Annotated in this window: 14 protein-coding genes; 4 read left to right on the forward strand and 10 right to left on the reverse strand. The window is 51.0% G+C overall.

Annotated elements, in window-relative coordinates:
- Positions 1-2 precede the first annotated feature (2 nt).
- Together ACZ520_RS13020 and ACZ520_RS13025 are read left to right on the forward strand one after the other, a co-directional pair.
- On the forward strand, positions 3-698 hold the full coding sequence (locus ACZ520_RS13020) for a hypothetical protein (protein ID WP_088564655.1): 696 nt from the start codon (positions 3-5) through the stop codon (positions 696-698).
- Positions 699-946: 248 nt separating this feature from the next.
- Positions 947-1249 (forward strand): hypothetical protein, encoded by a 303-nt coding sequence (locus ACZ520_RS13025; RefSeq protein WP_464125970.1) that lies wholly within the window; start codon positions 947-949, stop codon positions 1247-1249.
- A 1-nt stretch (position 1250) separates the two neighbouring features.
- Here the strand turns inward: ACZ520_RS13025 and ACZ520_RS13030 are convergent, their stop codons facing one another.
- The 6 genes from ACZ520_RS13030 to ACZ520_RS13055 form a co-directional block, all read right to left on the reverse strand.
- Positions 1251-2051, reverse strand: a complete 801-nt coding sequence (locus tag ACZ520_RS13030; RefSeq protein ID WP_088564654.1) for an ABC transporter ATP-binding protein — start codon at positions 2049-2051, stop codon at positions 1251-1253.
- Positions 2051-2872 (reverse strand): ABC transporter permease, encoded by an 822-nt coding sequence (locus tag ACZ520_RS13035; RefSeq protein ID WP_088564653.1) that lies wholly within the window; start codon positions 2870-2872, stop codon positions 2051-2053. Before ACZ520_RS13035 ends, ACZ520_RS13030 begins: the two co-directional genes overlap by 1 nt.
- Before the next feature lie 6 nt (positions 2873-2878).
- Positions 2879-3910 (reverse strand): ABC transporter substrate-binding protein, encoded by a 1032-nt coding sequence (locus tag ACZ520_RS13040; RefSeq protein WP_416480233.1) that lies wholly within the window; start codon positions 3908-3910, stop codon positions 2879-2881.
- Between the two features lie 292 nt (positions 3911-4202).
- Entirely contained in the window at positions 4203-5849 is a 1647-nt protein-coding gene (gene hutU, locus ACZ520_RS13045) for a urocanate hydratase (protein ID WP_088564651.1), read from the reverse strand.
- Positions 5850-5915: 66 nt separating this feature from the next.
- A complete protein-coding gene (hutH, locus tag ACZ520_RS13050; protein WP_088564650.1) occupies positions 5916-7451 on the reverse strand; it encodes a histidine ammonia-lyase in 1536 nt (511 codons plus the stop codon).
- A 211-nt stretch (positions 7452-7662) separates the two neighbouring features.
- A complete protein-coding gene (locus tag ACZ520_RS13055; RefSeq protein ID WP_464125974.1) occupies positions 7663-8184 on the reverse strand; it encodes an outer membrane beta-barrel protein in 522 nt (173 codons plus the stop codon).
- A gap of 134 nt (positions 8185-8318) precedes the next feature.
- Between ACZ520_RS13055 and ACZ520_RS13060 the strand changes: the two genes are divergently transcribed.
- Complete coding sequence (locus tag ACZ520_RS13060; protein WP_157678732.1) at positions 8319-8858, forward strand: NUDIX domain-containing protein; 540 nt, start codon at positions 8319-8321, stop codon at positions 8856-8858.
- On the opposite strand, the gene rpe is transcribed toward ACZ520_RS13060, so the two are convergent.
- Genes rpe through lptG form a run of 4 tightly spaced genes read right to left on the reverse strand, consistent with a single transcriptional unit; the run spans position 8804 to position 12103 of the window.
- A complete protein-coding gene (rpe, locus tag ACZ520_RS13065) occupies positions 8804-9436 on the reverse strand; it encodes a ribulose-phosphate 3-epimerase (protein ID WP_416480771.1) in 633 nt (210 codons plus the stop codon). The genes ACZ520_RS13060 and rpe overlap by 55 nt on opposite strands.
- Position 9437: 1 nt before the next feature.
- Positions 9438-10394: a methionyl-tRNA formyltransferase gene (gene fmt / locus ACZ520_RS13070; protein WP_088564647.1), complete on the reverse strand. Its 957-nt coding sequence runs from the start codon at positions 10392-10394 to the stop codon at positions 9438-9440.
- Complete coding sequence (def, locus tag ACZ520_RS13075; protein WP_011165147.1) at positions 10391-10996, reverse strand: peptide deformylase; 606 nt, start codon at positions 10994-10996, stop codon at positions 10391-10393. Before def ends, fmt begins: the two co-directional genes overlap by 4 nt.
- 27 nt (positions 10997-11023) lie before the next feature.
- Entirely contained in the window at positions 11024-12103 is a 1080-nt protein-coding gene (lptG, locus tag ACZ520_RS13080) for an LPS export ABC transporter permease LptG (RefSeq protein WP_088564646.1), read from the reverse strand.
- A 54-nt stretch (positions 12104-12157) separates the two neighbouring features.
- On the opposite strand from lptG, the gene ACZ520_RS13085 reads away from it, so the two are divergent.
- Positions 12158-13261 (forward strand): response regulator, encoded by a 1104-nt coding sequence (locus tag ACZ520_RS13085; protein ID WP_416480228.1) that lies wholly within the window; start codon positions 12158-12160, stop codon positions 13259-13261.
- Positions 13262-13296: the final 35 nt, after the last annotated feature.

Consider the following 13296-nt stretch of genomic DNA (forward strand, 5'->3'; position numbering starts at 1 on the left):
TTATGAGATCGACTAAACTTAGCACATGGATCACTTGGGGCCTGGTGCTCTTTGCACTGGGCGTGGCAACGGACTATTACTTCCTGCATATTCTTTTCCATCAAAAGCAGCAGGAAGCTTTGCAAATAGCGGAAGGCGAAAAAGCCGCAGCAACAGAAGCCACCCCAGCAACCACTGCGGGCGACGACAGCTTCCTGGGTGAAAAAGGCAATGCGCAAGTTCAGAACGATTCCGGCAAAGACACCTTCCTGGCTTCTTTGCAGGCCTGTGCTCCGGAAGTGGCGGCTCAAGCTATCGCCACCCCGGAAGCCCTGATGGAATACCTGCAAAAAAGTGTCGGTGTTGCCAAAGAAGAAATCTCTCTGGAAAACTACCACCTGACTTTGCCGGATGGATCTTTGCGCCGCGTGCACCTGATCACCGCCGACAACACCAATGCCAAAGACAAAGTGGAAATCCGCTTCTTTAAACTGGATGCGGAAGGATACCCGGAGCGCCTGGCCCTGAAGGGCGATGAAACCCTGGAGTCACTGCTGGCCCTGGGTAAAGTCAGCCGCCACGAAGTGAAGTCCGTTCTGGAACTCAAAGACAAGACCACGGTGAACCTGGAAAAGCATGACAACGTCGTGTTCGAGTTCCAATACAACAACCATGGCAAAATTCTGTCCTGCCGTTATAAAGACTGCCTTTGCCAGTAAGACTTAGGACCTGCTCTTAGGTCCTGTCAGGGATTAATAATCCGTCACAATATTTCATTCCACAGACCCTCTGTTAAGATTAAACCCAGAGGGTCTATTGCATGACAAAAAGCGGTTCTTTTTTGCACAGCCGAAGTTTGTGGGTCTATTACACCCTCTTCTTTTCGGGCTCGCTGGTTTTGGTGTACCAAGCGCTGAGCTGGGAAATCATTGGAGATTCAGTCAATTTTCTGTGCTTGTTGTTCGTCATGAACGGATTGCTGGCGCGCAGATTCATCCACATTCTGGAAAACTCCCTGCTGATGACCCTGGGATACATCCTGCCACTTTTGATTCGTAACAGCCTGAAGCTGTCCTACACAGAAGCACCGTCGATCAAAGAGTTCCTGAATCTGGCATTTGTTTCAACAACGACAACACTGGTTTTGGGAATTGGTTTTTCATTCTTGGGTATGCTGTTGCACCACTTCGGACACAAACTGCACCAAATGAGCCGAAGCCGGGTGACCACAAATAGAAGTGTAACCCCCGGCTCCCCTACGGACGAATAACTCAGTCTCCGGTCGAACCCATCATCTGGGCCATCTCGAAGCGATTTTGCTCTGCCATCACCATCTGCGACAACTCACGTTTTAGATTGTTAAAATCAACATCTGCGGGATTGCGCGGACGCGGGATCTGCACGGTCACGTCTTTTTTCACTGTGCCCGGACGATAGCTCATCACAATAATACGATCCGCCAGATAAATAGCTTCTTCGATACTGTGAGTGACAAACACCACGGTTTTCTTCAGCTCGCTCCAGATTTTCAACAATTCATCCTGCAGACTTCGACGGGTAAGGGCATCCAATGCACCAAACGGTTCATCCATCAGCATAATCGGCGGATCCAGGGCCAATACGCGGGCAATCGCCACACGCTGTCTCATCCCCCCGGAAAGGTCTTTCGGGAAGCGTTTTCTAAAGTCTGTCAGCTTCAGCGTTTTCAAAAGCTGCTGCAGCTTTTGTTCAATCTGATCTGGCGGGGCGTTTTTGATTTTAAGGCCAAAGGTGATGTTGTCTTCGACCGTCATCCATGGGAACAGAGCGTACTCTTGAAACACCATGCCGCGGTCAGGTCCCGGTTCCACGATTTTATGACCACCGACGAAGACGTCACCGTCCGAGGGCAGCGAGAACCCGGCAATGGCGTTTAAAAGAGTGCTCTTGCCACAACCTGAAGGCCCCAGCAGACAAACGAACTGCCCTTCCGGGATATTGAAGTCAATATCCTTCAAGGCAATCACATCCTGTTCGGAGCCTTTGAAAACTTTGGAAACATGTTTGATTTCGATTTGTGTTGGATTCGACATTATTCAAGACCTCGATGCCAGCGCAGCAGATAGTTATTCAAACGGCTGACGACAGTGTCGATCGCAAGCCCCAACAGACCGATAGAGAACATTCCGGCAATAATCTTGTCAGACCAGAAGTATTCGCGGGCCTCCAGAATGCGATACCCCAGACCGTTGTTCACCGCGATCATTTCAGCCACGATCATACAAATGAACCCCGTACCGATGCCGATGCGCACACCGCTTAAAATGTACGGCATCGCCGCAGGTACGATGATTTTTCTAAACATCAGGAAAGATCCCGCACCCAGATTTTTTCCGGCACGGATATAGATGCTGTCCACCGCACGCACGCCCACAATGGTGTTCATAAGAACCGGGAAGAAGGCACCCAAGGCAATCAGGAACACAGCCGGAGGATTCCCCAGTCCGAACCACAAGATCGCCAAAGGAATGTAGGCAATCGGCGGAATCGGACGCAGAACTTGAATCAGCGGATTCATATAATCATAAATGCGCTGGCTTGCCCCCATCAAAAGCCCCAGCGGCAAAGCCAGGCCCCCACCGATCACAAAGCCCAGGAACACACGATAGAAGCTTTCCCAAAGATCGCGAATCAGTTCGCCCGAGAAATACCAGGCAAACTTCGAACCTTGCGCGGGATCGTAAGCCTCCAGTGGCATCAGATACTGGTACCACTTGACGAGGACTGCCGAGGGCGCCGGAAGGACCTGAGGATTCACCCAGCCTGCGCGCACCACGACTTCCCACAATATAATCACAATCGCCGGTACCCAGACACCTTTGAGTTTAGATAGCAATCCTTGATCCTTCTTCATACTCACCTACTTCACACCCAATGCCTTTTTGGCATCCGTCAACAGATCCAGCTTCACCCAGTCAGAAGCTTTTGGCGGCTTCTGCATACGACCCACACCGTATTTCACCATAAAGTCGGTGGTGATCTGAATGTGCTCAACGGTCAGATCATAAGTGTACGGAGAGTTTCCGATAGCATCCTTGAAGTCCTGGGAAGTGATCTGGTTTTTGAACATTTTTTCGATCACGTATTTTTCAGCCAGCTCCGGCTTTTCGATGAATGCCTTGGTCGCTTCCACGAAGCACTTCATGAATCTTTCCGCGACTGGTTTTTTGGTGTTGTACATTTTTTCTGTCATCACCAATGTACGGATTGGTTCACCCATTGGAGTGTCATACGGCTTCAGCAGCTCGACGCCGAAACCTTTGTTGATCGCCTGAGAGGCCTGAGGCTCACTCTGCGCCATGGCGTCGATGTTCTTTGCCTGCAAGGCCTGATTCAGATCGGCGAAGGCCATGTACACAATGCGCACGTCTTTACCCGGCTGATCGGACCAGGTCAGATTGTGCTTGGCAAGTTCTGCCAACAACAACAACTCCTGCGCCCCACCGCGGGCGACACCGACTTTTTTACCTTTAAAGTCTTTCACCGACTTGATGCCCAGATCCGGACGGATCACGATACGCGCGCCGCCCTCAGCAAAGCCCGCCACGGCATAAATAGGCACTCCGCCCGAACGACCGGCAATCGCCGCATCCGCCGCGCTGGCGGCCACGTCGATTTCACCAGCGATAATCGCCGGCATGATATCAATGCCTTTTGCGAACACACGCTCGGTCACTTTCAGGTTGTACTTGGTGCAGTACTCACTCATGTAGCTGATCGCACCATAGTGAGCGAACTTCAGATTTCCAACTCGCACAACATCCGGGGCTTGAGCTTTGGCTTCAAAGTTGAACACAAACAGAAGCAACAAAACAAAAAGGCTTATTAGCAGCTTCACTGCTTTCATATTTACAGCGCGATTGATCGCCACTGCTTTCGCTGTCGATTTCATAGGAGTCCTCCTAATAATTAAAGAACATCATGTAATAATGGTCTGATGATTAGCAGAAGATGGCAAGACTTTCGGGTCTCATTTAAAGACGATATGAATGTGAGAAGAAAATCAGAGAGGACTCACAAAATTATTTTTTGCGAAGTCACATAATGCTTTTGTGACCGAAATAAAAAAGGCGCTGGAGGAAATCCAACGCCTTTGAATAATTCATTTATGTGATCGCATACAGTGCGAGAGCTGCTTCAGCTTGCGCGCTTGGCAGCGCTACAGCTCTGCCGGCTGTGGCCGCTTACAACCAAAGACTGCGGACACCGCGTTCTTTTGCTACGTCGTGAGCCAATTCATAACCTGCGTCCAAATGTCTAAATACACCCATTGCTGGATCGGCAGTTAACACTCTTTCCAGACGACGTGCGGCCTTTTCCGTACCGTCAGCAACGATCACCTGACCCGCGTGCTGGCTGTAACCCATGCCCACACCACCACCGTGGTGCAAGCTGACCCAAGTGGCACCACAAGCGGTGTTCACAAGTGCATTCAACAACGCCCAGTCGCTGACAGCGTCAGATCCGTCTTTCATCGCTTCGGTTTCGCGATTTGGAGACGCCACAGATCCGCAGTCCAAGTGATCTCGACCGATAACGATCGGAGCTTTCACTTTACCTTCCGCCACCAGTTGATTGAACATCAAGCCCGCTTTCGCACGCTCTCCGTATTCCAACCAGCAGATACGTGCTGGCAAGCCCTGGAAGGCAATGCGCTCTTCCGCCATGTCCAACCAGCGCAGCAGGTCTTTCTTGTGCGGGAATAGTTTTCTCATGGCATCGTCAGTGACCTTGATATCATTTGGATCACCAGACAAAGCCACCCAGCGGAACGGGCCAGAACCTTTGCAGAACAAAGGACGGATGAACGCCGGAACGAAGCCTGGATAGTCGAAGGCATTTTCAACGCCCGCTTCCTGAGCACGCGCGCGCAGGTTGTTACCATAGTCAAATGTCACAGCACCGCGATCTTTCATCGCCAGCATGCCGCGAACGTGTTTCGCCATGGAATCATAAGCCGCTTTCAAATAAGCTTTTTGGTCATTTTCACGGAAGGTCTTCGCCGTCTCTACGGTGTAACCTTCTGGGATATAACCCACCAATGGATCGTGCGCGGATGTCTGATCGGTCAGAAGATCCGGAGTGAAGTTTTTCTCAATCAATTGATGGATCACCGTCGCCATGTTGCCTTGCAAAGCGATGGATTTGGCTTCGCCGGCAGCCGTGTACTTCTTGATACGCGCCAAAGCGTCGTCAAGGTCTGTCGCCACTTCATCCACGTACTTGGTTTCAAGACGTTTTTGGATACGAGTTGGATCAATTTCAACCGCAAGAACGCAGGCACCGGCAAAAACGCCAGCCAGTGGTTGCGCGCCACCCATGCCACCCAAGCCCGCTGTCAAAATCACGCGGCCGGTAAGGTTACCGCCAAAGTGCTGACGACCGGCTTCCACGAAGGACTCATAAGTCCCCTGGATGATCCCTTGAGTTCCGATATAGATCCAGGAACCCGCCGTCATCTGACCGTACATCATCAGACCTTTTTTATCGAGTTCGTTGAAGTGCTCCCACGTCGCCCATTTAGGCACAAGGTTGGAGTTCGCCAGAAGCACGCGAGGAGCGTCTTCGTGTGTTTTCAGAATACCGATAGGTTTGCCGGACTGAACCAAAAGAGTCTCGTCATTTTCAAGCTCTTTCAACGCTTCCAGAATCTTGTCGAAAGATTCCCAGTTACGAGCCGCTTTACCGATACCACCATAGACAACCAAATTTTCCGGATGCTCAGCAATCACCGGGTCCAGATTGTTCTGAATCATACGGTAAGCCGCTTCCTGCAACCACCCCTTACACACCATCTTATTGCCCGTAGGGGCCTTAACTACTCGAGACATAATCCCTCCCAAAAGGTACCTGCTTACTTTTGCTTAAGCAGTGCGACAGATATTAAGTTATTAAAATTACCATTCCAGTTTGCCGACCGCGTTTTCCACAACGGCCATCAGTTCTCCAGACACCATCATGGCTTTGATCGCCTCAACATCTTTAGAGAAAATGCGGTCTTCTTTCGCAAACGGCACAGTCTTGCGAATGTGTTCGTGCGCAGCCTTCACCGCAGCAGACGGTTTCAGCGGAGCCAACAGATCCAGAGCCTGAGTTGCAGACAACAATTCCATCGCCACCACATTTTCCGCGTTACGCAGAATCTGTGCGAATTTGCGAGCCGCGATAGTGCCCATGGAAACGTGGTCTTCTTTTTCCGCAGACGTCGGAATGGAGTCCACGCTCGCCGGATGTGCCAACACTTTGTTTTCGCTGACCAGGGATGCGGCTGCCACCTGCACGATCATGTGACCGGAATTCAAGCCCCCGTTTGGAGTCAGGAATGGAGGAAGCTCACTCATCTGGGTGGAAATCATTTTGGAAATACGGCATTCGCTGATGCTGGCCTGGGATGACAAAGCAATCCCCGCAAAGTCCATCGCGTGGGCCACTGGCATACCGTGGAAGTTCCCGCAGGAAAGAACTTTGTTCGCATCCGCAAACACCAGCGGATTGTCGGTGGAAGAGTTCGCTTCTGTTTCCAGAACCTTCACCGCGTATCTCAAAGCATCTTTCGCAGCACCGTGAACAGCCGGCATACAACGAAGAGAGTACGCATCCTGAACGCGCGGGTCATTCACCGCATGGCTTTCCGCGATCGGGCTGGTTTCGCCCATAAGCTTGATCAGATTGCGACCGGTTTTACCTTCACCCGCATGAGGACGGCTGGCTTGAATCAATGGATCAAATGGCTTTCTGGAACCACGCAAACCTTCCAAAGACATCGCACCGGCAAGATCCGCCAACCACAACAGGCGGCGATTTTCCCACAAAGACAAAAGGCCAATGGAGGTCATCACCTGACAGCCATTGATCATGGAAAGACCTTCTTTGGCTTTCAGCTCCAGCGGAGTGATGCCTTTTTGTTTCAACAGTTCAGTCACGTGGACGGGTTTGCCGTCTGCACCCCACGCCTCACCTTCACCGATGATGGTCAAAGCCAGGTGAGACAGCGGAGCCAAATCCCCCGACGCGCCCACGGAACCTTGAGAAGGAACCACCGGGATGATGTCGTTATTCAGGAACTCAAGAATTTTTTCTACAACCAGTGGACGAATACCGCTGTGGCCTTTGGCCAAAGCATTCGCACGCAGAACCATCATCGCGCGAGTTTCCGTTTTCGTGAACGGAGCGCCGATACCCATGGAGTGGGAACGAATCAGATTTCTTTGCAGTTGTTCGATTTCAGCATCCGAGATGCGCACGGAAGAAAAAGCACCAAAGCCGGTGTTCACACCGTACATCACTTCACCACTGGCAATACGACCCTCGATATAGTCGCGGGACTTTTGCATATTGGCTCTTCCAGAAGCAGAAAGCTCCGCTTTGATGGAAGGGTTGTGAGCGATTTCATATAGGTTTTCGAGCGTGATATTCTCACCAGTAATTTGCATATTCAGAGCCTCTCTTAAGAAGCCCGCATCCTAACGCAAACACTCTAAAACTGGCAAAGAATCGAAAAGGTGCCTGGTGACTTTTTACGTCTACAGCGCAGCATTTTCAGCCCTTTTTGACGCGGCGTAGGTGTAAAAAGTCACCAGGCACCTTTTAAACGAAAAAAGCCACTCCGTGGGAGTGGCTTTGGGATTGGAATTTGATTGGTTTTTAGAATTCCAGAGGCAGGGATACGGATACAACGACGGATTCGTTTTTCGCGTCGATATCGATACCTTCAATTTCGTCGAATTCCTCTTTCAGGTATTCCACGTTCAAAGAAAGGAATGGCAACCCAGTGAAGCCTACGCCCAATTTAGTTGCTTTACCTTTCATTTTGCCGCTGTCTTCAAGATCGATGTCATTCATGAAACCATAACCCAACCATGCGCGAACAAGGATCGGGAAATCAAGGCCCACAACACCGTATACAGTTGTTCTTTTCGCAGTTTCATCGCTGCCAGTGTCTGGCTTGAAAGTACCGCTCAAACCCAGGGTGCCATCAAGACCCGCCCAGAACATCACTGGGGATCTGTACGCCAAACGCACACCTAATTGCGTTCCGTCGATTTTCCCATCTGGATCTGTGGTTTTACCCATTTCGTAACCAAGATACGGCTCTAGCAGAATGTCTGCGTGAGATACGCTCCCGAAACCCATAACAACAGCCAACATGACCAAGAGCTTTTTCATAAAGTCTTCTCCTTTTGTAACCCAAAAAATTTAGGCATCCTTTAGAATTTTGAAGAGACTCTTTCGCAGGGTCAATGACCGAAACCCCACCCTACCGAAAGCCCAGTCCAGACACACCCGACTTTGGAGCGCTTATGTTACGAAGTTACAAAGATGACCGTGAATACTACGCCTCATTGCCAAAAAAACGCATCGGAGTGGGCGCACTGCTGTTTTATAAAGGCGATCTTTTGATCGTACAACCCACCTACAACCCGGCCTGGATTCTGCCCGGAGGCACCGTCGAGGCTGAAGAGTCCCCGAGCGAAGCTTTGCAACGGGAACTAAAGGAAGAGCTCGGATTAAACATCCAAGCCGGTTCACTGCTGGCCATCGACTATGTCAGCAACCGCGATGTCAAAGGCGAATACATGCAACTGCTTTTTTCCGCCAAAGACCTGACTGAATATCAGGCGCAAAACATCCGCCTGCCCATGTATGAAATAAAAGATTTCAAATTTGTCGCCGTTGAAAAGGCCCTGGAAATGCTCACCCCGATTGTCAGCCGCCGCGTGCACAGTGTGATACTGGCGCAAGAACAGGGACTGGGGGCCATTTATCTGGAAGAGGGTCGTCCGTTTTACGACCCTTTAAGACTGGCAATCGCTGATCCGTATTCCTTGCCAAAAACATAACTGCCGGCAACGAACACATCCGCTTCGTGGCAGATCTTCGCAGTCTCTGCGTTGATACCGCCATCAACCTCAATCAGGCAGGACAAATTCCTAGAGGAAATTTCCTGACGCAAACGAGTGATCTTCGCCACCTGATCATTCATGAAAGACTGACCGCCAAAGCCCGGCTCTACGGTCATCACCAGCACCAGATCGCACAATGGCAGCAGAGGCAAAACTTCTTCCACCGCAGTACGCGGGCGAAGGGTGATGCCGGGTTTCGCACCCAATTCACGAATGCGTTTCAAAGTCCCTGCGGCGTCTTTGGTGGACTCCACATGAATGGTCAGATAGTCACTGCCCGCTTTCACGAATTCTTCCACATAGCGTTCAGGCTCTTCAATCATCAGATGCACATCCAAAGGAAGTGGCGACACTTTTTTAAGCGCCTTCACCACCGGAATACCAATGGTGATATTCGGCACAAAGCGTCCGTCCATCACGTCGACGTGAATCCAGTCCGCACCGGCCTGAGCCACGGCCTTGATCTCTTTTTCAAGATTGGCAAAGTCCGCCGACAAAATGGAAGGAGCCACCATCTTAGACGCCAAGCTGATCCCCCACTTTCAAAGCATGACCTTTCAGGAAATCAGCAATCGCCATGCGGTTGCGGCTTTCCGGCTGAACTTCAAACAATTGCAAAACACCGTCACCGGTTGCCACCGAAATGTGGTCGTCGTGAATGGCGGTGATCGTACCAGGCTTGGCACTGCCGATAGAGCCACCATCACGCGTGACTGTGGCTCTGTGCAGTTTCAATTTCTTACCCTGCAACAAAGTGTACGTCCCCGGCCCGTAAACAAAGCCGCGGATCTTTCCGTCGATGGCTTTGGCGGACGTGTTCCAGTCGATCTGGGATTCCATCTTTTCGATTTTTTTCGCCATCGTCACCTTGGATTCATCCTGAGGTGTCGGCGCCAGATTGCCACGAACATAATCCATCAGTTCCACTTGCAGAAGTTCTGCCCCCAACTGGGCCAGCACATCATGCAACTGCAAAGCGTTCATGTCCGGAGTGATTTTCACACGACGAATGCCAATGATGTCACCGGCATCCAATTTTTTGACCATCTTCTGCAGGGTCACGCCACTTTCGACGTCTCCGGCTTCGATGGCTCTTTGGATCGGAGCCGCCCCACGCCAGCGTGGCAAAACAGATCCGTGCACATTCACACAACCAAAACGGAATGAATCCAAAAATTCCTGAGTCAGGATCTGGCCAAAGGCCACCACCACCGCCACCTCAGCTCCCCAGGTTTTGATTTCCTGAAGCATCAGTGGATTGGCTTTCAACGACTCAGGCGCCAAAACCTTTAGGTTGTGGGCTTGAGCCAGAGCTTTTACGGGACTTGGAGTCAGTTGGAGTTTACGACCGGCAGGGCGGTCAGGCTGGGTGACAACACCCACGACCTCAAAGTGCTCATCAGACAACAGAGCTTTCAAAGAGGTCACGGCAAATTCAGGGGTTCCTAGAAAACAGACGCGGACCTTGCTCACACTTCACACTTTTCTTCGTCAGCTGTTGTAGCATCCCCTTCTTTTTCTTTTTTAACAGGGTAGCCGTACTTCTTGATTTGATTTTTGATTTTGTTGCCTTTGACGAAGCTCAGGTGATCGATGAACAAAGTGCCTTCAAGGTGATCCATTTCGTGCTGCATGCAGATCGCAAGCAGACCGTCGGTTTTCACGATGTACTCTTTGCCATTCACATCGAAAGCTTTCATTTCGATGTAGTTGTAGCGTTCCACTGTTTCGTAATAGCCAGGGATGGACAGACAGCCTTCATCGAAAGTGGTCTTGCCTTCGCCTTTGACGATTTCTGGATTGATCAGAATCAGCGGTTGTTTTACCGCCGCTTCCAGTTCGGTCATTTCTTCGTATTTGTAGCGGCGGCCCTTTTCGTCTTTGGGACGAGTGTCGATCACCACCATGCGAACCAGCTCACCCACTTGCGGGGCTGCCAGACCGATCCCGTTGGCGTGGTACATGGTTTCAACCATGTCTTCAGCCAATTTGGCGATTTCAGGTCCAAAAGTCTTCACCGGCTGCGAAACTTCACGCAACTTCGGGTCTGGGAATGTGAGGATTTTCATGATCATAAGGGCCTCCGGGAGGCCCCCATTATATCAGCGTTTCAGCTTTTTGAGAAGAACGAAGGCCACGATCAACATAACTATGTTGGGAGCCCAGGCAGCCGCCACCGGAGGCAGGGTCCCGTGCTGCCCTAAAGTGATTCCCGAGGAATAAAACACGTAATAGGCGAACACCAGGGCCAGACAGATCCCGACATTCAGCATGGTGCCCCCGGACCGGGCCCGCCCCACACTGAAAGGAATACCCAATAGGCACATGACAAGGCCGGCAAAGGCGAAGCTGATTTTGGAATGATAGTCCACCTCATAGGCCACGGTATCCAGGCCGGCGGCCTTGTTCTTGTCGATGAAATGTTCCAGCTCTTTTTGCGACATCATGTCGGCGGTCTGACCGGCGCTTTGCAGGTCCTTGGAATCCTCGGCCATCACGATGCTTTTGGTCTTAAACGGACTGGTCAGCGGGAAGCTTGAGTCCTTGTTAAAGATCGTCACTGTCCCCTGCTCCAGCAGCCACTGGGCCCCTTGGATTTTCACCTGAGCGGCTGTGATCATCTGCACCAGATCCCATTCGTCGCTGAAGAAGTACATCGTCAGACCTTGCGCCCCGTCCCCTTTGGCATTCAGGGTTTTGATATTGAAGATGGAGTTTTTGGAACGATACCAGATACGGTCCGTGCGGATCGTGGAAAAACGGTGCGGCTCTTTTTTCAGGTCATAGTACAGAATGTAATTCTTTTGCTTGGTCGCGCGGGGCAACACCCGATCCGCGGCCATGTACCCCAAAGCCGAGATCACCGCCACCAACAAAAGCATCGGCACCGCGATACGAATCAGGCTCATCCCACTGGCAAATAACGCAACGAGTTCATTGGCCTTATTCAGGCTGGTCAAGGTCAGGATCACCCCCAGCAAACAGGCCACCGGCAACAGTTGTGAGATGATTCCAGGGAAGGAATAGAGGTAATAATTCACCAATGCCGAGGGAGCGACGTCCTTGTAGTTGACCATTGTGGACATCGCGTCAACCGCGGTAAACAGAGTCAAAAACACCAGAAGGCCACCCACGAAGTAACCTACGAAGAGCCAAGCTGTATAACGATCGATCCTATTCACGGCAAATCCCTTAAACTCATTGACTGGCGGCGGAAATCCAATTTAACTTTGATTATGGCTTTACGCGTCTTGCTTGCAGATGAGAGTTCCACAATCAAAAAAGTAATGCAACTGGCATTGTCTGACTTCGGGGTTGAAGTTAAATCGGTCCCCGTGGGCCTTGACGTATTGCAAGTGACAAAGACCTTCAAGCCCGACATCGTATTCGCCGATGTGTTGTTGACCAAACGTTCAGGCTACGAAGTTTGTGCGGACCTGAAAAACGACGCCGAAACCTCGCACATCCCGGTTGTTCTGATGTGGAGCGGTTTCATGGAAATCGACGAAGCCAAAGCCACCGAATGCCGTGCCGACCGCCGTTTGGAAAAACCATTTGATGCGGACCACCTGCGCTCTATCGTTTCTGAGCTGGTGCAAAAAACGAAATCCAATCCCGTTTCCAGCTTCCTGACTTTCCCGGAAATGCCGGAGTTTGAAGAAACTCCAGCCGAAAACGCCCCTGCCGCTGAGCAGGAGGTTTACGCCATCCCAGAGGAAAAAAGTGACTTCCTGAACATCCCGGAAATTGACGCTGACGAAGCCAACCTTCTGGAAGTGTCCGGCGAGGAATTCTCGGCTGTTCCGTTGACCAATCCCAAAGCGGAAGACGAACATGACGAAGGCGGCTGGGCTCATCAGGATCTGACGAAGTTCAAAATCCAGATCCCGGAAACTGACAGCAGTGATTTTGCCTCCAAGTTTGTGATTCCTCAGGATGACGATCTTTCCGGCGCACACATCGAAATGGATGGCGACTTCGAAGAAATCAGCTTTGTGAAATCCACTCCGGAAGTGACCAAAACCAAAGCACCATCGGCTGCTGCGGACTCCTTCATCTCCAACGTGGAAAAATCCGTCAAAGATCAAATGATGGAAACCCTCAAAAAGGGTGCAACAAAAAGCACCGCTACGGGTGCGGCTCCGCAACCCGCTTCTAATGCTAAGCCCAATACTCAATCCAAGATGGACTTAGACCCCAATATGATGGAAAAGATTATCCGTGAGGAAGCTCGCGAAGTGATCGAATCCATCTGCTGGAAGGTCCTTCCGGAGATTGCTGAGCGCATCGTGCGCGAAGAAATCAAAAAGATCCTCCGCGAAACTGAAAAGTCCATTTAAGAGGCCGTCCCAACAGCGTCGACCTCTTTGCAAGT

Source organism: Bdellovibrio sp. BIS2 (assembly GCF_055398295.1).